We start from the raw sequence: 21,820 nt of genomic DNA, 5'->3' as shown, positions 1-21,820 counted from the left end.
GTCATGGCGCCATTTTCGGTGCTGGCGGCCATGACGGCAAACGGCGGCGTGCTAGCGTGTGACCATGCTGTTCCCCCACGACCTGCCCGATGCCGATGTCCTGCACCTGCCGGGATGGCTGGCTGCGGCCGAGGCCGACCAGCTCCTGTATTCGCTGCAGGCCGAAGTGCCCTGGGAAACCCATCGCATCCGCATGTTCGGCAACTGGGCGGACTCGCCGCGGCTGAGCTGCTGGATCGGCGACCCGCAGGCCCGCTATCGCTATTCCGGTGCCGAGTTCGTGCCGCGCCCCTGGCCGCCGGTGTTGCAGGCCATGCGCGGGCGCCTGGAAGCCGAAGGCCACGGCCGCTTCAACAGCGTGCTGCTGAACCGCTACCGCGGTGGCGGTGACTACATGGGCTGGCACAGCGATGACGAGCCGGAGCTGGGTCCGGCCCCGGTGATCGCTTCGCTGAGCCTGGGCGCGGCGCGCCGATTCCTGCTGCGACGCCGCGACGACCCGGCACGCAAGGCTGAATTCGTGCTGGGCCACGGCGACCTGCTGCTGATGGCCGGACAGACCCAGCGCTTCTACCAGCACGCGCTGCCGAAGATGGCGCGGGTGCACGGCGAGCGGATCAACCTGACCTTCCGTTGGATTTCGCCGCGTTGACGAAGAAGGGGTCAGGTCCCTTTCCGGCCGGAAAGGGACCTGACCCCGTAACCACATGCCCGGCGAATGCTGCGATCAGCGCGCAACGGTCGGCTGGTCGGCCTGCCCGCTCTGCAGCGTCCAGCCCACCACGTCCTGCGCCAGCTGCTGCAGGCCACGCTCGAACGCGGCGGTCACCGCCGGTACGTCGGTGCTGCCGACCGGCTGCGCCTGGCGGAAGGTGCGGTCAGCGACCACACGCTGGTCGGCGACATGGATCAGCTTGGCGTTGACCTCAATCACCACGGTCGGCGTGGCCTGGCCCTGGTAATCCGATTCGAAGCGGCGCACATCGGTGGACAGCTTGTAGTCGGCGCGGATGCCGGCGGTGCTGCGGGCCACGCCGCGGATGCGGCCGGAATCCTCGAAGCCACGCAGCAGGGTGTCTTCGATCATGTCGGTGGCCGGTTGCGCCCAGCTGGCACCCTTGTAGATCTCAAGCTGCGACGGTGTCGGCCGCACATTGATGCGCGGGCTGTCGACCATGCGCGCGGCGCTGGGCTTGGCCAGTACCAGCTGCCAGCTGGCCTGCGGCCACGCCGGGTCCGCCTTGACCTGCACGGACGGCGAGTACAGCGTCACCGCGGTTTTCTCGCTGCTGCCGAGGATGGAGCAGCCCCCCAGCAGGGTGACCATCGAAGCGGCCAGCAGCAGGCGCGGAAGGGTGGTCGGGCTCATTTGGGTTCGAACTCCTTCGGTGCGTCGCGGCCCAGCAGGTAGCGCGCGGGGTTGTTCTCGAGGCGGTCGCTGACCCGGCGCAGGTCGCGGATCAGGCCGCGCAGTTCGGTCAGCGTCGGGCCCAGCTGGCCGAGGCCATCGTTGGCGAAGCTGTTGATCGCGGCGCGGTTCTCGCCAAGGATCGAATCGGCGTTGCCGGCGGCCGAGTCGAGCTTGGCCAGGGTCGCGTCGAGCTTGTCGATGATGCCGGGCAGCTGCTGCACCAGGTTCCTGTCCAGGCGCTCGATGGTGCCGTTGGTGGTCTTCAGCGTGGTGTCCAGGCTGCGGGCGGCATCGCGCGCGCTGAGCAGCAGCGCCTGCGTGCCCTGGTCACGGTCGGCCAGGCCGCCGCTGATCGTCTCCAGGTTGGCCAGCGTCGCGTTGATCGAGGCCACGTTGCGGTCGCTGAGGATCTGGTCCATGCGCTCGACGATGCGGTTGGCGACGTCGGTGATGTTCTGCAGCGCAGAGGGCGTGGTCGGGATGATCGGTGCCGGGTCCTTGTTGACCGTGGTCAGCGCCGGCGACTGCGGCGTGCCGCCGCTGAGCTGGATGATCGACGGGCCGGTCAGGCTGGTGATCGCCAGCTTGGCGCGGGTATCGGTCTTGACCGGCGTGTTGGAGTTCAGGCGGATGCGCGCGACTACCTGGCGCGGGTCGTCCGGCACCAGGTTCAGTTCGGTGATCGAGCCCACCGCGATGCCGTTGTACTGCACCGGGCTGCCCACCGACAGGCCGGTCACCGCTTCGCGGAACACCACGCGGTACTCCTGCCAGGTACGGTCGGAGGAGTATTTGGCGGCCCACAGGCCGAAGGCCAGCAGGGCCAGGCCGGTGATCAGGGTGAACGCGCCGATCAGCACGTAGTTGGCTTTGGTTTCCATGGCTCAGGCACTCTCGATCTGTTCGCCACGCGCGGCGCGCGCGCGGGGTCCGTGGAAGTATTCCTGGATCCACGGATGATCCAGTTTCTCGATGTCAGGCAAGGGTGCGTTGGCCACCACCCTGCGGTCGGCGATCACCGCGACCCGGTCGCAGATCGCGTACAGCGTGTCCAGGTCGTGGGTGATCAGGAACACGGTCAGCCCCAGCGCTTCCTGCAGGGTCTTGATCAGGCGGTCGAACGCGGCCGCGCCGATCGGGTCGAGCCCGGCGGTGGGTTCGTCCAGGAACAGCAGCGGTGGATCCAGCGCCAGCGCACGGGCCAGGCCGGCGCGCTTGCGCATGCCGCCGGACAGCTGCGAGGGCAGCTTGTTGATCGCATCGGCGGGCAGGCCGGCCAGTTTCACTTTCAGCAGCGCCAGTTCGTAGTGCCAGCGCTCGGGCAGCTCGCGATGGTGTTCCTTCAGCGGCACCTGCACGTTCTCGCCCACGGTCAGCGAGGAGAACAGGGCGCCGTCCTGGAACAACACGCCGGTGTTGCGCTCGATGTGCAGCCGGCTCTCGGCGTCGTCGGCACGCGCGTCGCGGCCGAGTACTTCGATCTGCCCGGCATCGGGCACGCGCAGGCCGAGGATCGAGCGCATCAGCACCGATTTGCCGGTACCGGAGCCGCCGACCACGCCCAGGATTTCGCCGCGGCGCACATCCAGATCCAGGTCTTCGTGCACGGTCTGGCTGCCGAAGCGGTTGACCAGGCCACGCACGCGGATGGCCAGTTCGTGGCCCTGGTCGTCGCGCATGTCGATGGAGTCGGGGAGGGCGGATGTGCTCATGTCACCAGTCCATGTGCATGAACCACAACGCCGCGAAGGCGTCGATGATGATCACCAGCGAGATCGTCTGCACCACGCTGGAGGTGGTGCGCTCGCCGACCGACTGCGCGGTGCCCTCGACCTTCAGTCCTTCCAGGCAGCCGATCAGGCCGATCACCAGCGCGAACACGGGTGCCTTGGACAGGCCGACCAGCAGGTGCCGCACTTCCATCGTCTCGTGCATGCGCGCGATGTACATCTGCGGCGGGATGTCGAGGTCGAACGCGCCGACGGTGATGCCGCCGGCCAGGCCCGCGATCATCGCGATGAAGGTCAGCAAGGGCAGGGTGACCAGCAGCGCCAGCAGTCGCGGCAGCACCAGCAGGTCGACCGGGTCCAGGCCCAGCGTGCGCATTGCATCGATCTCCTCGCGTGCCTTCATCGCACCAATCTGCGCGGTGAACGCACTGGCGGTGCGGCCGGCCAGCACGATCGCGGTCAGCAGTACCGCGAACTCGCGCAGGAAGGCGATGTTGACCAGCTCGACCACGTAGATCTCGGCGCCGAAGTCGCGCAGGATGGTCGAGCCGAGGAATGCGATCACCGCACCCACCAGGTAGGACAGCAGCGCCACCAGCGGTACCGCATCCAGCCCCACCTGCTCCATCTGGTGCACGGTGGCGGTCAGCCGGAAGCGGCGGGGTTCCTTGACCAGCCGGGCCGCCTTGACCAGGTTCTCGCCGAGGAAACTGCACAGCGCCTTGATGTTGTGGCCAGTGGCGTGGACGCTGACACCCAGCCGTTCCAGCGCGGCCAGCACGCCGAAATCCCGCTTGGGCTTGGGGCGGTCGTCGGCCACTTCCTCGATGGTGCACACCAGCGCCTGGTGGTCCGCGCGGAACTGCAGTGCGTCTTCGTGCAGATCGGCACGGTGGGCCACGCGCAGCACCTGCAGCACGCCGGCCGAATCCAGCTGCTCGATGCCGGTGGCATCGATGCCGGTCAGCTTGTCGGGAACGCCGTGCAGGACCTCGGCCGCGGCCAGCGCGGTCTTCAAGGTCCAGGTGCCGGACAGGTGGATCAGGCCCGGGTCATGGGCATCCTGTTCGAGCTGGGGGGCGAGGTTCGGGGTGACGTGGGCCATTCGGGTCGCAGCATAACCGTTCTGTATCGGGCTTCGCGTCGAACTCGGATGAATTTCTCCGGTGGGCCCCAGCGTAGGTAATACTACGGCGCATGTCCGCAGACGCTCACACGATCCCCACGCCCCAGGCCACCTACGCACAGCGCGTGGCCTTTGTTTCCGAGATCGCCGGACGCCTGCACAGCTATGGCACCACGGCCCAGCGCCTGGAAACGGCGGTGGTGGCACTGGCCCGCCAGCTCGATCTGGATTGTGAACCGTGGTCGAATCCCACCGGTATCATCCTCAGCTTCAGCGATCCGGCGCAGGCGATCGGCTCCAGCGACATCACCCGCGTGATCCGCCTGGCGCCCGGTGAGAACGACCTGCACAAGCTCAGCGTCGCCGACCATATCGCCGAAGAAGTGTCCAACGGGCGGATGAGCATCGCCCAAGGCCATACCGCGCTGCGCCAGCTGGACAAGGATCCGGGCCGGCGCGGCAAGCTGCGCACCATCCTGTCATTCACCCTCGGCGCGGCCGGCGTGGCCGGCATGTGGAAGCTGCCGTGGCTGGACATCGCCACCGCCGGTGTCATCGGCCTGATGATCGGCCTGCTCGGCATGGTCACCGACCGCCGCCCGGCCACCCGCGAAGCGGCCGAGGCGCTGGCGGCGCTGCTGGCCGGCATGGTCGCCACCCTGGTGGCGTCCTTCATTGGCGCGCTCAACCTCAATACGGTGATCATCGCCTCGCTGGTGGTGCTGCTGCCCGGCATGTCACTGACCAATGCGGTCAATGAGCTGGCCAGCCAGCACTGGGTGTCGGGCACCGCGCGCTTTGCCGGCGCGCTGACCACCATCATGAAGCTCAGCGTCGGCGCGATGATCGCGGTGACCCTGGCCGACGTGCTCGGGCTGGATCCGGTGATCCGCGCCACGCGGCCGCAGGGGCCGTGGGTGGAGTGGGGTTCGCTGCTGACCGCGGCCTTTGCGTTCGCGATGCTGTTCAAGGCCAACCGGCGCGATTACCCGTGGGTGATCGCCGCCTCGGTGGCCGGTTATGCGATCTCCAAGTTCGGCGGCCATGCCTGGGGGGCGCCGGCCGGCATCTTCCTGTCGGCGATGCTGCTGACCGCGGGCGGCAATCTGTTCGGTCGCCTGGTCGGGCGTCCGGGCGCGATCATCCGCCTGCCCGGCATCATCATGATGGTGCCCGGCAGCACCAGCCTGCGCGGCGTGCTGACCCTGGTCCAGCAACAGGATGTCGGCGCCGGCCAGAGCGTGTTCCTCACCGTGCTCAACGTGGTGATGGCGCTGGTCGCCGGCCTGCTGTTCGGCAACCTGCTGATGCCCGCTCGCAAGACCCTGTGATGATGTCGGTGTGTGTGGACCCCGGTCCACACACCGGAGAATGAAAAACGCCGGCGTCCGCCGGCGTTTTCATTCCAACCTGATCCCGGCCTCAGGCCTTCTTGATCAGGAAATCTTCCGGCTTCTTGTTGCCCTTGGCGGTCAGTTCAGCCATCCAGCGCGGCTGCTTGCCACGGCCAGTCCAGGTTTCCTTCGGATTGGCCGGATTGCGGTACTTCGGTGCAACCTTGCCCAGCTTGCGGCCGGCGGTCTTCGACGGGGCCTTGGCGGCCGGGGCGGCCTTGCGGGCACGCGTGGCCGGGGCGCTGCCGAACAGTTCTTCGATGGTGTAACCCTCGGTCTTGGCCAGCTTGGTCAGCTGGGCCCGGACCTTGGTGATCGGCCGGCGCTTGGCGACGATGGTCTGCTGCTTCTTGGCGGTACGGATCAGGGCGCCCAGCTCGCGTGCTGACAGGCCGGTCAGGTCAATGCTCATTTACGGTTACTCCGGAAACTAATGTGTGGACGGGACAAGCCAGTCCATGGCGTCGGCGGACAGAATAGAGATGAATTAATCACAGCACAAATGCAGGCGGGTCATGGCGTGGCGGCATGCAGACGCCGTCGCGGTGATTTTGACCGGATTATGTCCGCTGCAATATCGGGGAAGGGCGCGGGCAAAAAAAAAGACCGGGGCAGGCCCCGGTCTTTTCCTGATCAGCCCTGCAGACGCTGCAGCAGGGAGGCCTTGTCCAGGTTCTCCGCGTCGCTGGCGCGGCGCGAGCGGTACTCGTAGGTGCCAGCGGCCAGGCCGCGTTCGCTGACCACCACGCGATGCGGAATACCGATCAGCTCCATGTCGGCGAACATCGCGCCCGGGCGCAGGCCGCGGTCGTCGAGTGCAGCGTCCAGGCCCGCGTCGCGCAGCTCCTGCAGCAGGTTGGCAGCGGCGTCGGCCACGGCCGCATCGCCCTTCGGGTTGATCACACACACCACCACCTGCCACGGCGCCATCGCGTCCGGCCAGATGATGCCGGCATCGTCATGGTTCTGTTCGATCGCGGCAGCCACCACGCGCGAGATGCCGATGCCGTAGCACCCCATCGCCATCACCGCGGCCTTGCCGTTCTCGTCCAGCACGGTGGCATCCAGCGCTTCGGCGTACTTGCGGCCGAGCTGGAACACATGGCCGACTTCGATGCCACGTGCGATCTTCAGTTCACCGCCGTCCACGGCACGGTCGCCGGCACGCACATTGCGGATGTCGGCCACTTCCGGTTCCGGCAGGTCGCGGCCCCAGTTGACGCCGGCCAGGTGGAAACCGGCTTCGTTGGCGCCGACGACGAAGTCGGCCATCGCCGCCACTTCGCGATCGGCGACCACGCGGATGGCCTTGGCCGGGGCGACCGGGCCAAGGAAGCCCGGCACGCTGCCCAGGTGCTCGGCGATTTCCGCCTCGCTGGCGAAGCGCTGCTCGTCCAGGCCGGCGACCTTGGCCAGCTTGATCTCGTTGACCTCATGGTCGCCACGCACCAGCGCCAGCACGAACTGCTGTGCCTTGCCTTCGCCGGCGATCAGCGCCACCGACTTCACCGTGCGCTGCAGGTCGATGCCGAGCAGCGCCGCGACGTCCTCGCAGGTCTTCTGGGTGGGGGTATCCACCTTGCGCATCGTTTCGGTGGCGGCCGCACGCGGCGCCGGATCGGCGGCAATCGCCGCTTCCATGTTGGCTGCGTAGTCCGAGCCGGTGGAGAACACCAGCGCGTCCTCGCCGGAATCGGCGATGACGTGGAATTCCTGCGACGCATCACCGCCGATGGCACCGGAGTCCGCCTGCACCATGCGGAAATCCAGGCCGAGGCGGGTGAAGATGCGGCTGTAGGCCGACTTCATGTTCTCGTATTCGCGCACCAGGCACTCATCGTGCAGGTGGAACGAATAGGCGTCCTTCATCAGGAACTCGCGCGAACGCATCACGCCGAAGCGCGGGCGGATCTCGTCGCGGAACTTGGTCTGCACCTGGTAGAAGTTCACCGGCAGCTGCTTGTAGCTGGACAGCTCGCTGCGCGCGAAGTCGCAGGCGGCTTCTTCGGCGGTCGGGCTGTAGCAGAACACCTGGTCCTTGCGGTCCTTGATCTTCAGCAGCTGCGGGCCGAACTTCTGCCAGCGGCCGGTCTGCTCCCACAGTTCCTTCGGCTGGATGGTCGGGATCTGGAATTCCACGGCACCGGCCCGGTCCATTTCCTCGCGCACGATGCGCTCGACCTTGCGCAGCACGCGCAGGCCCAGCGGCGACCAGGTATACAGGCCCGATGCCAGCTTGCGGATCATGCCCGCGCGCAGCATCAGCCGATGGCTGGTCAGCTCGGCGTCGCTGGGGGTTTCCTTGGTGGTGTGCAGATGGAACTGGGAGAGGCGCATCGTCGGCTTCGGATAACGGCAGAGACCTCTATTCTGCCAGCCCGGCCGGGGGGAGGGGTATCGGCAGGGCTGCGCCCTGCACCTGCGGGTAGTGCCGGCCGCTGGCCGGCAACAGCAACAGCAAAAACGGGTTTCCTGGGAGATGGCGGGGTGGGTCCGGCGGCAGGGGACGCCGTAAACCCATCCCTGGGGGCTTGGTCGCGGCATCCATGCCGCTCACACCCCTGCCGCCGGACCCACCCCGCCTTCGACAGTTTCCTGCGAGCTGTCGGAATGGCTCCTGGGGTCAGATCCGTTTTCCGCAGGAAAACGGATCTGACCCCGAATTCAATTCGAGATCTGACAGATTTCATCCACGTATGGCGTGGATCTACCACCGTCACCGGGAAACTGTCGAAGGCGGGGCGGTGTCGGATTGCGGGGTGTCCGCGGCATGGATGCCGCGGCCAAGCCCCCATGGACGGGTTTACGGCGTCCCCGCAATCCGACACCGCCCCGCCATTCCACGGAATGCCCGCTTTTGACGTTGCCGTTGCTTGCAGCCTCTGCAGGTGCAGGGCGCAGCCCTGCCGATACCCTTAACCGGCCGGTGGGCAGTACGCCTTGATGGCGGCCTCCGCCAATCCCCTCTGCGCGGTGTGCTGCTCCGGAGTCAACGGGGTATCGGCCTTGCCATCACCATCGGTGTCCTGCATCACCTGGCCACCACCGTCCAGCAGGGCCAGGTTGGCCCGGGCCGTGCTGCACTGCCCGGGGACCGGCGCGGCCGGGGTCTCGGTGCTGGCTGCGGCCTGCGGGGTGCGGGCCTGCTCGCGGGTCTCGAACTTCTTGCCCGCCGGCGGGGTCTCCGAATACTGGGTTACGCCATGGGCGTCCTTCCATTTGTAGACGGGGCCGGCCAAGGCGTTGGCACTGGCCAACAGCAGCAGGCATCCAAGGCAGGACAGGGCACGCATGGCAGACTCCACGGAATGGGCGCAGAACGCCGATTGCAGCATTGGCGCCGACCGCTGGCAAGTCGATTAAACTGGATTCCATGGACCCGATCACACCGCCGCCGCGCTCGCGCACGATTTACCTGCTGCCCAACCTGTTCACCACCGCCGGCCTGTTCGCCGGTTTCTACGCGATCATCGCCGCGGCCAACGGGGATTTCGTCAATGCCAGCATCGCCGTGTTCGTGGCGGCGGTGATGGATGGCCTGGACGGGCGCGTGGCGCGCCTGACCGGTACCAGCAGCGAATTCGGCGTGCAGTACGACTCGCTGGCCGACCTGGTCAGCTTCGGCATGGCCCCGGCGCTGGTGATGTACCACTGGTCGCTGTCGTGGCTGAAGTTCGACGATCCGCTGCTCGGCCGCGTCGGCTGGGCCGTGGCCTTCCTGTATGCGGCCTGCGCGGCGCTGCGCCTGGCCCGCTTCAATACCCAGGTGGCGGTGGTCGACAAGCGCTGGTTCGTCGGCCTGGCCAGCCCGGCAGCAGCGGGCCTGATGATGTCCTTCGTCTGGGCGTTCGCCGATGGCAACCTGGGCTGGGACGGCAACCAGCTGCGGTACGTGGCGCTGGCGGTGACGATCATCGCTGCGCTGCTGATGGTCAGCCGCATCCGCTTCTGGAGCTTCAAGGGGGGCGCTGCCAAAGGCACCCGTTCGGACCGCGTGCCGTTCCTGGTGCTGGCACTGGTGCCGGTGGCGATCGCGATTGCGGTCATCGACCTGCCGCGCGTGCTGTTCGCGGTCGGCATCCTGTACGCCTTGTCCGGCCCGGTGATGTGGGCCGTGCAGCGCCTGCGCAAGAAGCCCGAGGCCGCGTGAGCCAGGACCTGCCCGTGCTGTGGTCACCGGCCCAGCAGGCCTGGCTGCAGGCCATGGGCTACACCGTCTATCACGATGGCCAGCTGGCTGCCGAGCTGGATGCCGCGCTGCAGTTGAGCGTGGCCGAAGCCGAGGCCAGCGTCGCCCTGCCGGAACCGGTGCGGGCCCCCGTGCCGTCGCGCGAACAGCATGCCGGGGTGGCGCCCGCAGCCCGCCCGGAACGCCCGGCACCGCCGCGCCGCGAAACGCCGGTCAGTGCCCCGGATACCGTGCCGGCGGCCGAGCGCCCGATGCCCAGCGGCAACGCGCGCCAGCCGGTGGTCCGCCTGCCGGATCGCCTGCAGATCGCGCTGCTGCGTGCGTCCGGCTGCAACCCAAACGACCCGGCTACGCAGCGGTTGATGGACAGCTGGCCGCTGGACCAGCTGCGCCACGACCCGGCCGCCAAGCGTGCGCTGTGGCCGCAGCTGCGTGCCCTGCGCAAGCGGGGCACGCCATGAGCGCGGTCACCCGGCCCGGCCCGGTCAGCCTGCGTGCGCTGCGCGAGAGCGACCTCAATGCGGTGATGGCGATCGAACTGCGCGGCTACCCTTTTCCCTGGACCCGCGGCATCTTCATCGACTGCCTGCGTGCCGGCTATCCCGGCCTGGCGATGGAGCGCGATGGCCTGCTGGTCGGCTATGGCGTGCTCAGCATCGCCGCCGATGAAGCGCACGTGCTGAACATCTGCATCGATCCGCTGGCACAGTCGCGCGGGCTGGGTCGCCAGCTTCTGCGCGCGCTGGTGCAGCTGGCTGCCGACCGTGGCGCACAGCGCGTCTTCCTGGAAGTGCGTCCGTCCAATACGCCGGCGCTGGCGCTGTATCACAGCGAAGGATTCAACGAGATCGGCCGCCGCCCGCGCTACTACCCGGCTGCACAGGGCCGCGAGGATGCGGTCGTGATGGCGATCGAACTGGTCGACGGCGATCTGCAGGAAATGCCGCCGCTGTAACGCAGACGGGTTGCCGGCCAGCGGCCGGCACTACCGATGCGTCGCTCACGCCAGCCGCAACGCCAGCACACCGCCGACGATGAGCACCGCTGCCAGCCAGCGCGTGCGCGGAACCCGCTCGCGCAGCAGGAACACCGAGATCAGCAGCGCGAACAGGATCGAGGATTCGCGCAGCGCCGAGATCATTGCCACCGGCGCCTGGGTCATGGCCCACAACGCCATCGCATACGAGGCGGTGGTGCCGACGCCACCGGCCAGTCCCAGCGGCCAATGCTGCCGCGCATAGTCCAGTACCGCGCCGCCGCGCGTATACAACGCCCACAGCGGCAGCGGGATGCCCGACAGCAGGAACAACCACAACGTGTAGCTGAGCGCGCTGCCGGACTGGCGCGCACCCTGCGCATCGACCAGCGTGTAGGTGGCGATCATCGCCGCAGTCAGCAGCGGCAGGCGCAGCTGGCCGCCACGCGCCCCCAGTGCCATGCACAGGATGCCGGTGCTCACCAGCACCACGCCCAGCCACGCTGCGGCGGGCAATGGCTCACCGAGCAGGGTGCCGGCCAGTGCGACCAGGATCGGCGCGCTGCCACGCATCAGCGGGTAGGCCAGGCTCATGTCGACCTGCTGGTAACAACGCGCGACCAGCCCGTAGTAGGTCACCTGCAGCAGCACCGACGCAGCCAGCCAGGGCCAGCTGTGCGCGGCCGGGAAGGGCAGGAAGGGCAGGGCGGCGGCCGACAGCAACGCGGCACTGCCGGTCACCAGCACGGTACCGAGGAACTTGTCCGGGCCGCGCTTGACGATCGCATTCCAGCTGGCATGCAGCGCCGCGGCAGCGAGGACGAGCAGGAAGATGGAAAGCGGCATCCGCCGATGATGCCATGCGGGGCAAATGGAAACGCCGGGCATCGCCCGGCGTTTCCGATTCCGCTTCGGTGGGTGCCAACCTCTCCCGCCGCGGCAGGTGCCAACCCCCCCCTGCCGTGGCAGGTGCCAACCTCCCCTGTCGTGGTAGGTGCCAACCTTGGTTGGCACGCACCAGAGCGCGGCGTTACAGCTTCGCGCGCTGCTCGCGCAGGCCGGCCAGCTGGGTGTTCCAGTCGACCAGGCGCACGCGCTCCTGATCGACCACCGCCGGTGGCACCTTGTCGGTGAACCTGGCCAGCTTGGTTTCGCTCTTTTCCTGCTCGCCTTCCACGCGCTTGATCTCCTTGTCCAGGCGCGCGCGCTCGGCATCGAGATCGACCAGGCCTTCCAGCGGCACCAGCAGCTTCAGCTCGCCCACGATCGCGGCGGCCGCCGGCGGTGCGCTTTCGCCCTCGGCCAGCCACTGGATGCTGTCCAGCTTCAGCAGGAACGACAGCGAGGCGCTGAAGCGTTCGATGCGCACGCGGTCCTGCTCCAGGCCGGCCTGCAGGCGCAGCGGCACCTGCCTGGACGGCGCGACGTTCAATTCGCTGCGCACGCGACGCACCGCACTGATCACCGCCTTCAGCCATTCCACGTCGGCCTCGGCCTGGGCGAAATCACCGGCGAATTCGGCGGCGGTCGGATACGGGCGCAGCGACAGCGTGGTTTCGGCCAGGCCCAGGCGCGGGGCCAGCTGCTGCCACAGCTGTTCGGTGATGAACGGGGTGAGTGGGTGCAGCAGGCGCAGCAGCGCTTCCAGCACGTACAGCAGGGTGTGGCGGGTGCTTTCGGCATCAGCCGCGTCGGCACCGTTCAGTGCCGGCTTGCTCAGCTCCAGGAACCAGTCGCAGAACGCGTTCCAGGCGAACTCGTACAGGCACTGCGCCAGCAGGTCGAAGCGGTACGCGGCGAAATGGCCCTGCGCTTCGGCGGTGGTGGCGGCCAGGCGCGAAAGGATCCAGCGCTCGGCATCGGTGCGCGGGGTCGGCACGCCGGTGAACGCCGCACCTTCGGTGTTCATCAGCGCGAAGCGGCTGGCGTTCCACAGCTTGTTGCAGAAGTTCTTGTAGCCCTCGGCGCGGTTCATGTCGAACTTGATGTCGCGGCCGTGGGTGGCCAGCGCGGCGATGGTGAAGCGCAGCGCATCGGCACCGTGGGCAGCAATGCCGTCCGGGAATTCCTTGCGGGTGGCCTTCTCGATCTTCTCCACCATCTTCGGCTGCATCAGGCCGCCGGTGCGCTTGGCGACCAGGTCGTCGATGGTGATGCCGTCGATGATGTCCAGCGGGTCGAGCACGTTGCCCTTGCTCTTGGACATCTTCTGGCCCTGGCCGTCGCGGATCAGGCCGGTGAAGTACACGTCCTTGAACGGGATCTTCCCGACCAGGTTGTCGGTGGCCATGATCATGCGCGCCACCCAGAAGAAGATGATGTCGAAGCCGGTGATCAGCACCGACGACGGCAGGTAACGGTCGAAGCCGCGCTCGGCCATGGCCTGTTCGTTCGGCCAGCCCAGGGTGGAGAACGGCCACAGCTGCGAGGAGAACCAGGTCTCCAGCACGTCGCTTTCCTGGTTCAGCACCACCTCGCTGCCCAGGTTGTGCTTGGCCCGCACTTCCTCTTCGCTGCGACCGACGTAGCAGCTGCCGGTGGCGGCATCGAACCACGCCGGGATGCGGTGGCCCCACCACAGCTGGCGGCTGATGCACCAGTCCTGGATGTTGTTCATCCAGTGGCGGTAGGTGTTGATCCAGTTCGGCGGCACGAAGGCAATGCTTCCGTCCTCGACCAGGTCCAGGCCACGCTTGGCCAGGTCGTCCATCTTCACGAACCACTGGTCGGTCAGGTACGGCTCGATCACCTGGCCGGTTCGGTCGCCACGCGGCACCTGCAGCTTGTGCGCCTTGGTCTCGACCAGGATGCCCAGGTCTTCCAGCTCGGCCAGCACGGCCTTGCGTGCTTCATAGCGGTCCAGGCCCCGGAAGCGTTCCGGCGCGTTCTCGTTCAGCGCCGCCACCGGGGTGAACAGGTTGATCATCGGCAGGCTGTGGCGCACGCCCACTTCATAGTCGTTGAAGTCGTGCGCCGGGGTGACCTTGACCACGCCGGTGCCGAACGCGCGGTCCACGTAGTCGTCGGCGATCACCGGCACGCGCCGGCCGGTCAACGGCAGCACCACGTTCCTGCCGATCAGGTGCGCGTAACGCTCGTCTTCCGGGTGCACCATCACCGCGGTATCGCCCAGCAGGGTTTCCGGGCGGGTGGTGGCAACGACCAGGTAGTCGCGGGTTTCGCGCAGGGTTTCCACGCCGTCGGCATCGCGCTCGACGTGTTCGTAGCTCAGGCCGTCATCCAGCGTGTAGGCGATCGACCACAGGAAGCCGTCCTCCTCGGCGCTCTCCACTTCCAGGTCGGAAATGGCGGTCTTCAGCACCGGGTCCCAGTTGACCAGGCGCTGGCCGCGGTAGATCAGGCCCTGCTCGTACCAGCGCACGAAGGCCTCGTTGACCGCCGCCGATGGCTGCGGGTCCATGGTGAAAGTGCTGCGCGACCAGTCGGCGGAGGTGCCGAGGCGGCGCATCTGGCGTTCGATGGTGTCGCCGGACTGCTGCTTCCACTCCCAGACCTTGCCGATGAAGCCTTCGCGGCCCAGCGAATCGCGGGTCTCGCCCTTGCCTTCCAGCGCCAGGTTGCGGCTGACCACCATTTCGGTGGCGATGCCGGCATGGTCGGTACCGACCTGCCACAGCGTGTCGTAGCCGCGCATGCGGTGGTAGCGCACCAGCGCATCCATCAGGGTCTGCTGGAAGGCATGGCCCATGTGCAGGGTGCCGGTCACGTTCGGCGGTGGCAGCAGGATGGTGTACGGCTCGCCCGTGCCGGACGGCTTGAAGTGGCCGGCCTTCTCCCAGGCCTCGTAGAGGTCGGTCTCGAAGGACGTCGGGTCGTAGCTGGAGGCGAGTTGGGTCATGCGGGGGAACCGGTAATCAAGGCGGAAGGGAGATCAGCGCGACCCGAGGGCGCGGCGGATCTTCTGGTCGGTGTGGTACTGGCTGACCGCGTAGGCGGCCCAGATGGCGGCGGGCAGCCAGCCGATCAGGGTGATCTGCAGGATCAGGCAGACGATCCCGGCCAGCGGCCGGCCGATGGTGAAGAAGGACAGCCAGGGAAGAATCAGGGCGATCAGCAGGCGCATCAAGGGGTCCTCGCCGGGCTCACATGTCGTGCTTGTTGAGGTCGTAACCGGCGGCCTTGTACTGGCGCCAGCGCTCGCGCAGCGGTTCGCGCGCTTCCGGATCGGCCGGGACCACTTCCAGCACACGCTCGCACTGGCCCAGCCAGGGCTCATCGCGCAGGTTGATCACCAGCGGGCGTGCCGGCGCGTCGGTGCCGGGTACGGCGATCAGCACCAGGGCCTCTTCCTCGTCCATGTCTTCGCCGGCAATCTGGTGCGGGATGTAGGCATCGTTGTCGAACGCCCACAGCAGCTCGTCCAGTTCCTCGGCCTGGGCCTGGTCACGGGCCAGCACCAGGGTGAACAGCCCGGCGTCGTTGGCCTTGCGCGCCAGTTCGCAGACCAGGCGCAACGGCTCGGTCAGGAAGCGGGGCTTGGCGATCAGGTAGAAGTCGGCGCGGGGCATGGCAGGGTCCGGGTCAGGCAAGGGCCCGGCAGTGCCGGGCGAGGCCCCGGCCGGCGTCTGCCGGCCAGGGTCGGGTACGGCATCAGGCGCGGGCGACCTGGTCCAGCAGCCACTGGCTCAGCAGGCCGACCGGGCGGCCGGTGGCCATGCCACGCTTGCCTTCATCGCTGGCGACGCCGGCGATGTCCAGGTGGGCCCAGCGCTGGCCTTCGGTGAAGCGCGACAGGAAGCAGCCGGCGGTGATCGCGCCGGCCCAGCGGCCGCCGATGTTGTAGACGTCGGCGAAGGTCGAATCCAGCATCGGCTGGTACTCGTCCCACAGCGGCAGGCGCCAGGCGCGGTCGAACACGTGCTCGCCGGCGGCCAGCAGCTCGTTGGCCAGGTCGTCGTGCTTGCTCATCAGGCCGGCGGTCTGGTGGCCCAGGGCGACCATGCAGGCACCGGTCAGGGTGGCGACGTCGACCAGCGCGGCCGGCTCGAAGCGCTGTGCGTAGGTCAGCGCGTCGCACAGGATCAGGCGGCCTTCGGCGTCGGTGTTGCCGACTTCGATGGTCTTGCCCGACATCGAGGTGATCACGTCGGAAGGACGGTAGGCGTTGCCGTCGATGGCGTTTTCCACCGCCGGCACCACCACCACCAGGTTCAGCGGCAGCTTGGCCTTGACCGCCGCGACGAAGGTGCCGATGACGTTGGCGCCGCCGCACATGTCGTACTTCATCTCTTCGATGCCGCCCTGGGTCTTCAGGTTGACGCCACCGGTATCGAAGGTGATGCCCTTGCCGACCAGCACGTAGGGCTTGGCGTCGCCGCCATTGTTCCACTTCAGCACGACCAGGCGCGGGCGGTTGGCCGAACCGCGGGCCACGGCCAGCAGCGAGCCCATGCCCAGCGCTTCCATCTGGTGCTCGTCGAGGATCTCGGCTTCGGCACCCTCGTGCTCGCCGGCGAACTTCACGCCCACGTCGGCCAGATAGGCCGGGGTGCAATAGTTCGGCGGCAGGTTGCCCAGCTCGCGGGCGAACTCGACACCGGCGGCGATGGCCTGGCCCTGGGCCAGGGCCTGGGCGTCGTCACCGGCGATGGCCAGCTGGGCCAGGCCGGCGTCGTCGGCCTTCTTCTTGCCCAGGGTGGCGGTGTAGCGGTAGGCAGCGTGATCGGCGGCGATCACCGCCTGGCGGATCGCCCAGGCCGCGTCGCGGTCCTTGATGGCCACTTCGGACAGGGTGAACAGCGCGCTGCGGGCGGCGCCGGCCTTCAGCGCGCGCACCGCGTCGCCCACGGCCTTCAGGTACTGCGGCACGCCGAAGCGGGCGGCGTCGCCGAGGCCGACCACCAGCACGCGCGGCGCGGTCGCGCCCGGCAGGTCGTGCAGCAGGGTGGTCGCGCCGGTCTTGCCGGACAGGTCGCCACGCTGGGCCAGGGCGGCCAGGCGGCCACCGCTGGCGGCGTCCAGGGCCTGCGCGGCCGGGGTCAGGGTATGGTCGGCATACGCGCCGACCACCAGGCAATCAACGGTGGCGGCGGCCGGAGCAACGTGGTTCAGGGTGAATTCGAGGGCCATTGAGCAGATTCCATTGGCGAGTCCGTACAATCGCAGGCCGTTTACGCCCAGACAGTAGACTGGGCGGCACCGCGAACGAACCCCAGAGTTTAAACCACCGCCCCATGTTGAAGCTCGACCGATACCTGCTGGGCGATTTCGTCCAGAGTTTCCTGGCTACCCTGATCGTCCTGCTGGTGGTCAGCGTGGGCGGCGTGCTGGTGGACATCCTCGGCAACATCGCCGACGGACGCCTGCCGGCCAAGCTGCTGTTCTCCCAGCTGGGCCTGCAGTTCATCGCCTACCTGCCGCTGATCCTGCCGCTGGCGCTGATGCTGGGCCTGCTGCTGGCCGTGGCCCGGCTCTACCGCGACTCGGAGATGGCGGTCATCACCGCCATTGGCGTGGGGCCCAAGCGGCTGCTGCGGCCACTGCTGATGCTGGTGGTGCCGGTGGTGCTGCTGGTCGGCGCCTGCTCGCTGTGGCTGGGCCCGTGGGCCGGCCGGATGGCCGAGCAGATGATCATCGAGGCCAACCGCAGCGTGCTGATGGCCGGCCTGGAGCCGGGCCGCTTCACCCCGCTGCCCAATGGCGGCGTGGTGTACCTGTCCTCGATCTCGCCCGATGGCACCCAGCTGGGCAAGGTGTTCCTGCAGCGCCAGAAGGATGACCGCCTGGAAGTGGTGTCCGCCAATGGTGGCCGCATGTTCTTCGAGGGCACCCGCCAGCGCTTCCTGGAGCTGGATGATGGCCACCAGGTGGAAGGCCCGGTGGCCGGCGCGCTGGATTACCGGCTGGCGACCTTTGCCCGCAACGACGTGGCCCTGCCCGACGGTGCACAGACCCGCACCGAGGACGACCCGGAACTGATGCCGACCCTGCAGCTGATCGGCGATGAGCGCCCCCGGGCGCAGGCGCAGCTGCACCGCCGCCTGGCACCGCCGCTGATCGCGCTGGCCTTCGCCCTGCTGACCGTGCCGCTGGGTCGCAGCTCGCCGCGCCAGCAGCGCTACGGCCGCATGATGCTGGCCCTGATGGCCTACATGGTGGGCACCAACCTGATGTTCATCGGCAGTGGCTGGATCGCCAACGGCAAGATTCCGGCCGCGCTCGGCCTGTGGTGGTTGACCGTGCCGCTGCTGGCGCTGGCGATCTGGATGTATGCACGTGATGGCCGCCTGGGCCGCTCGAAGGGAGCCCGCGCATGAGGCTGCGCCCGATGCGTTTCGATCTGTACCTGGGCCAGTCGGTGTTCACCACGGTGCTGCTGACCTGGGCGGTGCTGGTCGGCCTGGACGTGGTGATGGCGTTCTCCGGCGAGTTCAAGGACATCGGCAAGAACGGCTACACCCTGGGCCATGCCGCCGCCTGGGTGCTGTACACGGTGCCGCGCCGCGCCTACACGATGTTCCCGACCGCCGCGGTGATCGGCGCGCTGATGGGCCTGGGCCAGCTGGCCGCGACCTCGGAGCTGACCGCCCTGCGTGCGCTGGGCCTGTCGCGCAAGCGCCTGAGCGTGTCGGTGGCGATCGCGCTGTCGCTGCTGACCGCAGTGATGGTGCTCAGCGCCGAGACGCTGGGCCCGTGGGGACAGGACCGTGCCGATGCATTGAAGGCCAGTGCCAAGTGGGGGCGGGACATCTCCACCACCCGCTACTCCGGCCTATGGGCACGCGAAGGCGACACCTTCCTCAACGCCCAGAGCGGCGAGGAACAGCTGGTGGGCGACAAGGGCACGCGGCTGATCCTGCGTGACGTGCGGCTGTACCGGATCGCCGAAGACGGCAATATCGCCTCGTTGACCCATGCCGCCACCGCCGAGCACGACAAGGACGGTTGGGTGCTGACCGGGGTGCGTCGCGACACCTTCGGCGAGCGCTCGGCCACCCGCCAGGAAGTGGCGCGTGAGCCGTGGAACTCGAAGCTGGATCCGGCGGCGCTGGCCACCGGCATCGCCAAGCCGCGAAACCTCAGCGTGGCCGAGCTGAGCACCAGCATTGCCTACCGCCATCGCAACGGGCTGGATGCGCGTGATTTCGAGGATGTGTACTGGAGCCGCTGGTTCTACCCGGTGAACGTGCTGGCGCTGTGCTTGGCCGCGGTGCCGTTCGCGTTCGGGTCGCTGCGTAGCGGCGGCATGGGCAAGCGCCTGTTCCTGGGCATCCTGTTTGCACTGGGCTTCTGGCTGCTGCAGCTGTTCTTCGGCCGCATGGCCGGTGCGCTGAAGTTCGATTACCGCATTGCCTATGCGCTGCCGCCGATCGTGATGCTGGCCGTGTCCGGACTGTTGTTCCGGCGCAAGTCGGGCTGATTCTGGTAGCGCGGGGCCATGCCCGGCGCTACCGGGGCAATCCACCGCTTCGGCATCCGTGCCAGGACCACCAGCATCCCGGCCCAGCGTGCTGGATTCTGTAGAGCCGAGCCCATGCTCGGCTGCTTTTTGCGCACCGCCTGCCAGCCGAGCATGGGCTCGGCTCTACAGATCGTGCATCACCGCTTGGGCATGCGCACCAGGCGGGTGCCGCTGGCGCGGTCGTGCCAGGTCAGGCGTTGGCGGTCGACCCAGGCCCACCAGAATCCCAGGCCGCCCAGCAGCAGCGACAGCGTCCCCACCGCGAAGCGCAGCCACAGCTGGCCGTGCCGCAACGGCGTGCCATCGCGCGACTGCAGTTTCAGCCGCCACGGCCGCATGCCCAGCGTCTGTCCGCCACGGCGCCAGCTGGCCGTGGCATACCACCCCGTGATCGCCCAGCACACCGCCCACAGCAGCCACTGCCAAGCGCTGAACGGTGCGATGTTCTCGCGCTGCGCGTGGCCGCTGAAGGTGTAGGCGAGGGTGAACAGCGTGCCGGCCAGCATCCACAGCGCCAGCACCGGCAGCGCGTCGTAGGCCATCGCCAGCATGCGCCAGGGCAGCAGCGCGCGCGGACGGGGCGTTTCGGTAGCGGCCGCAGGGGCCGTGTCGGTGGCAGGGCGGGACATGCGCCGAGCATACGCAAAGCTGGCCGTGCCCGCAGTGGCCCTCGTATCCTGCATGCATGGCCCTTGTTTCCACCCCCGCCGAACGCCGCCAGCTGGTCCAGCAACTGCCCGAGCTGCGCGCCGACGACAGTGTGCGCATCCAGCGCTTCCTCGATGCGATCTGGGCCGAGAACGGCCTGGCCCGCGCCACCCTGGACAGCTACCGGCGCGACCTGGAAGGGCTGGCGCGCTGGATGGATGGACGCGACGGTGGCCTGGCCGGCATCGAACGTCCCGGGCTGTTCGACTACCTGGCCTGGCGCACCCGCCACGGCTGGTCGCCGCGCAGCAACGCGCGCCTGCTGTCGGCGCTGCGGGCGTTCTTCGCCGATGGCGTGCGCCGTGGCGAACGCAGCGAAGACCCCAGTGCGCTGCTCGACCCCCCGAAGCTGCCGCGGCTGTTGCCCAAGGCGCTGGCCGAGAGCCAGATCGATGCGCTGCTGGCGGCACCGGACATCGACAGCCCGCTGGGCCTGCGCGACCGCGCCATGCTGGAACTGATGTATGCCGCCGGCCTGCGCGTGAGCGAGCTGGTGCTGCTGCCGGCCACGGCGGTCAACCTGCGCCAGGGCGTGTTGCGGGTCACCGGCAAGGGCAGCAAGGAACGGCTGGTGCCGCTGGGCGAGGAATCGCAGCACTGGCTGGAGCGTTACCTGCAGCAGTCGCGCCCGCTGCTGGTCGGCAAGGGCAAGGTGCATGCCCTGGCGGATGGTCAGACCCCGTTGTTCATCGAGCCGACGTTGCATGCGCTGACCCGGCAGGCGTTCTGGCACCTGGTCAAGCGCCATGCGCAGGTGGCCGGCATCGACGCGGCGCGGATCAGCCCGCATGGCTTGCGCCACAGCTTCGCCACCCATCTGCTCAACCGCGGTGCCGACCTGCGCGCGCTGCAGATGCTGCTCGGCCACAGTTCCTTGTCGACCACCCAGATCTACACCCTGGTAGCGCGCGAGCATCTGCAGAAGCTGCACGCCCGCCACCATCCGCGCGGCTGAGCGCCGGGCTGAATCGCTGCCCGGGGCCGTGCCGGGCGTCGCGGCCCGGTACCGGCGGCTGTGTCAGAATCCGGGGTCTTCTTCTGCTGCGGATCGCTCCATGCTCCGATTTGCCATCGCCGCCGTGTTCGGTGCGCTCAGCCTGACCGCCTGCGCCCAGCCGGCTCCGCCGGCCGCCAAGGCGCCTGTTGCCGCTGCGGCCAAGGCCAGCCCGGCCGCCAACGCGCCGGCCGACCAGGCGGTACGTGCCGCGTTGACCGCGCTCAATCCGGGTTTCCAGGTCGATTACATCGGTGCCGCGCCGTTCCCCGGCTTCCGCGAGGTCGTCGTTTCCGGCCAGCTGCTGTACGTGTCCGATGACGGTCGCTACCTGTTCCAGTCGCAGCCTTACGACACCCGCGCCAAGGGTCCGGCCAACAGCGAGGGCCTGCTTGGTTACCGCCGCGGCCTGCTGGCCAAGGCCAACCACGGCGATCGCATCGTGTTCGCCGCGCCGAACGCCAAGTACACCATCAGCGTGTTCACCGACATCGAGTGTGGTTACTGCCGCAAGCTGCACCAGGACATCGCCGAACTCAACCGCAACGGCATCACCGTCGAGTACCTGGCGTTTCCGCGCATGGGCCTGGGCAGCAAGGACTACACCGACATGATCTCGGTCTGGTGTGCAGCGGATCGTCGCCAGGCCCTGACCAACGCCAAGCGCGGTGGCAGCGTGCCGGCCAGGAACTGCACCAACCCGGTGGCGATGCAGTACGCGCTGGGCCAGCAGCTGGGCGTGAATGGAACGCCGGCGATCTTCGCGCCGGATGGCACCCAGCTGGGCGGCTACCTGCCGCCGGCGCAGCTGCGTGCCGCGCTGGAGAAGCTGTCGGCCAAGCGCTGATCGCCGCTGGTCTTTTTCTGTAG

22 protein-coding genes are annotated in these 21,820 nt (G+C 68.2%); 9 read left to right on the top strand and 13 right to left on the bottom strand.

Going from position 1 to position 21,820, the window contains the following annotated elements; all coding sequences use genetic code 11:
* The first annotated feature begins 64 nt into the window (after positions 1-64).
* Positions 65-652, top strand: coding sequence for an alpha-ketoglutarate-dependent dioxygenase AlkB family protein (locus tag AC5QAB_RS11685; protein WP_495233404.1), 588 nt, complete (start codon positions 65-67; stop codon positions 650-652).
* Positions 653-727: 75 nt separating this feature from the next.
* On the opposite strand, the gene AC5QAB_RS11680 is transcribed toward AC5QAB_RS11685, so the two are convergent.
* Genes AC5QAB_RS11680 through AC5QAB_RS11665 form a run of 4 tightly spaced genes read right to left on the bottom strand, consistent with a single transcriptional unit; the run spans position 728 to position 4,246 of the window.
* Entirely contained in the window at positions 728-1,369 is a 642-nt protein-coding gene (locus AC5QAB_RS11680; RefSeq protein ID WP_014645864.1) for an ABC-type transport auxiliary lipoprotein family protein, read from the bottom strand.
* A complete protein-coding gene (locus AC5QAB_RS11675) occupies positions 1,366-2,292 on the bottom strand; it encodes an MlaD family protein (RefSeq protein WP_014645865.1) in 927 nt (308 codons plus the stop codon). Before AC5QAB_RS11675 ends, AC5QAB_RS11680 begins: the two co-directional genes overlap by 4 nt.
* Before the next feature lie 3 nt (positions 2,293-2,295).
* Positions 2,296-3,123, bottom strand: coding sequence for an ABC transporter ATP-binding protein (locus tag AC5QAB_RS11670; RefSeq protein WP_046428302.1), 828 nt, complete (start codon positions 3,121-3,123; stop codon positions 2,296-2,298).
* Position 3,124: 1 nt separating this feature from the next.
* On the bottom strand, positions 3,125-4,246 hold the full coding sequence (locus tag AC5QAB_RS11665) for an MlaE family ABC transporter permease (protein ID WP_014645867.1): 1,122 nt from the start codon (positions 4,244-4,246) through the stop codon (positions 3,125-3,127).
* Positions 4,247-4,338: 92 nt separating this feature from the next.
* Between AC5QAB_RS11665 and AC5QAB_RS11660 the strand changes: the two genes are divergently transcribed.
* Positions 4,339-5,598 carry a threonine/serine exporter family protein gene (locus tag AC5QAB_RS11660; RefSeq protein WP_014645868.1) on the top strand — a complete coding sequence of 420 codons (1,260 nt, stop codon included), beginning with the start codon at positions 4,339-4,341 and terminating at the stop codon, positions 5,596-5,598.
* A gap of 91 nt (positions 5,599-5,689) precedes the next feature.
* On the opposite strand, the gene AC5QAB_RS11655 is transcribed toward AC5QAB_RS11660, so the two are convergent.
* From AC5QAB_RS11655 to AC5QAB_RS11645, 3 genes are all read right to left on the bottom strand, one after another.
* Positions 5,690-6,073: an H-NS histone family protein gene (locus tag AC5QAB_RS11655; protein WP_010480700.1), complete on the bottom strand. Its 384-nt coding sequence runs from the start codon at positions 6,071-6,073 to the stop codon at positions 5,690-5,692.
* Positions 6,074-6,294: 221 nt separating this feature from the next.
* A complete protein-coding gene (locus AC5QAB_RS11650) occupies positions 6,295-7,998 on the bottom strand; it encodes a proline--tRNA ligase (protein ID WP_046428415.1) in 1,704 nt (567 codons plus the stop codon).
* Positions 7,999-8,576: 578 nt separating this feature from the next.
* Entirely contained in the window at positions 8,577-8,954 is a 378-nt protein-coding gene (locus tag AC5QAB_RS11645; protein ID WP_069118100.1) for a DUF4124 domain-containing protein, read from the bottom strand.
* 80 nt (positions 8,955-9,034) lie between these two features.
* Between AC5QAB_RS11645 and pssA the strand changes: the two genes are divergently transcribed.
* The 3 genes from pssA to rimI are packed head-to-tail and all read left to right on the top strand — an operon-like array spanning position 9,035 to position 10,805.
* Positions 9,035-9,811, top strand: coding sequence for a CDP-diacylglycerol--serine O-phosphatidyltransferase (pssA, locus tag AC5QAB_RS11640; protein WP_005415206.1), 777 nt, complete (start codon positions 9,035-9,037; stop codon positions 9,809-9,811).
* A complete protein-coding gene (locus tag AC5QAB_RS11635; RefSeq protein ID WP_495233403.1) occupies positions 9,808-10,311 on the top strand; it encodes a hypothetical protein in 504 nt (167 codons plus the stop codon). Before pssA ends, AC5QAB_RS11635 begins: the two co-directional genes overlap by 4 nt.
* The gene (gene rimI, locus AC5QAB_RS11630) at positions 10,308-10,805 is read left to right on the top strand and encodes a ribosomal protein S18-alanine N-acetyltransferase (RefSeq protein WP_014645873.1); all 498 of its coding nucleotides are present in this window, start codon (positions 10,308-10,310) and stop codon (positions 10,803-10,805) included. The genes AC5QAB_RS11635 and rimI overlap by 4 nt, the downstream gene beginning before the upstream one ends.
* 45 nt (positions 10,806-10,850) lie before the next feature.
* Here the strand turns inward: rimI and AC5QAB_RS11625 are convergent, their stop codons facing one another.
* From AC5QAB_RS11625 to AC5QAB_RS11605, 5 genes are all read right to left on the bottom strand, one after another.
* Complete coding sequence (locus tag AC5QAB_RS11625; protein WP_014645874.1) at positions 10,851-11,672, bottom strand: EamA family transporter; 822 nt, start codon at positions 11,670-11,672, stop codon at positions 10,851-10,853.
* 184 nt (positions 11,673-11,856) lie between these two features.
* On the bottom strand, positions 11,857-14,685 hold the full coding sequence (locus AC5QAB_RS11620; RefSeq protein WP_032962264.1) for a valine--tRNA ligase: 2,829 nt from the start codon (positions 14,683-14,685) through the stop codon (positions 11,857-11,859).
* Positions 14,686-14,718: 33 nt separating this feature from the next.
* Positions 14,719-14,910 carry a YqaE/Pmp3 family membrane protein gene (locus AC5QAB_RS11615; RefSeq protein ID WP_014035920.1) on the bottom strand — a complete coding sequence of 64 codons (192 nt, stop codon included), beginning with the start codon at positions 14,908-14,910 and terminating at the stop codon, positions 14,719-14,721.
* A gap of 19 nt (positions 14,911-14,929) precedes the next feature.
* The gene (locus AC5QAB_RS11610; protein ID WP_014645876.1) at positions 14,930-15,355 is read right to left on the bottom strand and encodes a DNA polymerase III subunit chi; all 426 of its coding nucleotides are present in this window, start codon (positions 15,353-15,355) and stop codon (positions 14,930-14,932) included.
* An 82-nt stretch (positions 15,356-15,437) separates the two neighbouring features.
* On the bottom strand, positions 15,438-16,916 hold the full coding sequence (locus AC5QAB_RS11605) for a leucyl aminopeptidase (RefSeq protein WP_197561993.1): 1,479 nt from the start codon (positions 16,914-16,916) through the stop codon (positions 15,438-15,440).
* Between the two features lie 104 nt (positions 16,917-17,020).
* On the opposite strand from AC5QAB_RS11605, the gene lptF reads away from it, so the two are divergent.
* Both lptF and lptG read left to right on the top strand, forming a co-directional pair.
* Positions 17,021-18,103, top strand: coding sequence for an LPS export ABC transporter permease LptF (gene lptF, locus AC5QAB_RS11600; RefSeq protein ID WP_495233402.1), 1,083 nt, complete (start codon positions 17,021-17,023; stop codon positions 18,101-18,103).
* The gene (lptG, locus tag AC5QAB_RS11595; RefSeq protein ID WP_241884623.1) at positions 18,100-19,206 is read left to right on the top strand and encodes an LPS export ABC transporter permease LptG; all 1,107 of its coding nucleotides are present in this window, start codon (positions 18,100-18,102) and stop codon (positions 19,204-19,206) included. Before lptF ends, lptG begins: the two co-directional genes overlap by 4 nt.
* A gap of 179 nt (positions 19,207-19,385) precedes the next feature.
* On the opposite strand, the gene AC5QAB_RS11590 is transcribed toward lptG, so the two are convergent.
* Positions 19,386-19,877: an RDD family protein gene (locus tag AC5QAB_RS11590; protein ID WP_241884624.1), complete on the bottom strand. Its 492-nt coding sequence runs from the start codon at positions 19,875-19,877 to the stop codon at positions 19,386-19,388.
* Positions 19,878-19,933: 56 nt separating this feature from the next.
* Between AC5QAB_RS11590 and xerD the strand changes: the two genes are divergently transcribed.
* Complete coding sequence (gene xerD / locus AC5QAB_RS11585; protein ID WP_053495973.1) at positions 19,934-20,911, top strand: site-specific tyrosine recombinase XerD; 978 nt, start codon at positions 19,934-19,936, stop codon at positions 20,909-20,911.
* Positions 20,912-21,011: 100 nt separating this feature from the next.
* Entirely contained in the window at positions 21,012-21,797 is a 786-nt protein-coding gene (locus AC5QAB_RS11580) for a thioredoxin fold domain-containing protein (RefSeq protein ID WP_329858413.1), read from the top strand.
* Positions 21,798-21,820: the final 23 nt, after the last annotated feature.

It is taken from the genome of Stenotrophomonas sp. YJH_SMC_127, assembly GCF_059372445.1.
This window is presented reverse-complemented; position numbering and strand designations above follow the sequence as displayed.

Coding starts and splice junctions, on each gene's coding strand:
- AC5QAB_RS11685 (WP_495233404.1), top strand. CDS start 65: ATGCTGTTCCCCCACGACCTGCCCGATGCCGATGTCCTGCACCTGCCG.
- AC5QAB_RS11680 (WP_014645864.1), bottom strand. CDS start 1,369: ATGAGCCCGACCACCCTTCCGCGCCTGCTGCTGGCCGCTTCGATGGTC.
- AC5QAB_RS11675 (WP_014645865.1), bottom strand. CDS start 2,292: ATGGAAACCAAAGCCAACTACGTGCTGATCGGCGCGTTCACCCTGATC.
- AC5QAB_RS11670 (WP_046428302.1), bottom strand. CDS start 3,123: ATGAGCACATCCGCCCTCCCCGACTCCATCGACATGCGCGACGACCAG.
- AC5QAB_RS11665 (WP_014645867.1), bottom strand. CDS start 4,246: ATGGCCCACGTCACCCCGAACCTCGCCCCCCAGCTCGAACAGGATGCC.
- AC5QAB_RS11660 (WP_014645868.1), top strand. CDS start 4,339: ATGTCCGCAGACGCTCACACGATCCCCACGCCCCAGGCCACCTACGCA.
- AC5QAB_RS11655 (WP_010480700.1), bottom strand. CDS start 6,073: ATGAGCATTGACCTGACCGGCCTGTCAGCACGCGAGCTGGGCGCCCTG.
- AC5QAB_RS11650 (WP_046428415.1), bottom strand. CDS start 7,998: ATGCGCCTCTCCCAGTTCCATCTGCACACCACCAAGGAAACCCCCAGC.
- AC5QAB_RS11645 (WP_069118100.1), bottom strand. CDS start 8,954: ATGCGTGCCCTGTCCTGCCTTGGATGCCTGCTGCTGTTGGCCAGTGCC.
- pssA (WP_005415206.1), top strand. CDS start 9,035: ATGGACCCGATCACACCGCCGCCGCGCTCGCGCACGATTTACCTGCTG.
- rimI (WP_014645873.1), top strand. CDS start 10,308: ATGAGCGCGGTCACCCGGCCCGGCCCGGTCAGCCTGCGTGCGCTGCGC.
- AC5QAB_RS11625 (WP_014645874.1), bottom strand. CDS start 11,672: ATGCCGCTTTCCATCTTCCTGCTCGTCCTCGCTGCCGCGGCGCTGCAT.
- AC5QAB_RS11620 (WP_032962264.1), bottom strand. CDS start 14,685: ATGACCCAACTCGCCTCCAGCTACGACCCGACGTCCTTCGAGACCGAC.
- AC5QAB_RS11615 (WP_014035920.1), bottom strand. CDS start 14,910: ATGCGCCTGCTGATCGCCCTGATTCTTCCCTGGCTGTCCTTCTTCACC.
- AC5QAB_RS11610 (WP_014645876.1), bottom strand. CDS start 15,355: ATGCCCCGCGCCGACTTCTACCTGATCGCCAAGCCCCGCTTCCTGACC.
- AC5QAB_RS11605 (WP_197561993.1), bottom strand. CDS start 16,916: ATGGCCCTCGAATTCACCCTGAACCACGTTGCTCCGGCCGCCGCCACC.
- lptF (WP_495233402.1), top strand. CDS start 17,021: ATGTTGAAGCTCGACCGATACCTGCTGGGCGATTTCGTCCAGAGTTTC.
- lptG (WP_241884623.1), top strand. CDS start 18,100: ATGAGGCTGCGCCCGATGCGTTTCGATCTGTACCTGGGCCAGTCGGTG.
- AC5QAB_RS11590 (WP_241884624.1), bottom strand. CDS start 19,877: ATGTCCCGCCCTGCCACCGACACGGCCCCTGCGGCCGCTACCGAAACG.
- xerD (WP_053495973.1), top strand. CDS start 19,934: ATGGCCCTTGTTTCCACCCCCGCCGAACGCCGCCAGCTGGTCCAGCAA.
- AC5QAB_RS11580 (WP_329858413.1), top strand. CDS start 21,012: ATGCTCCGATTTGCCATCGCCGCCGTGTTCGGTGCGCTCAGCCTGACC.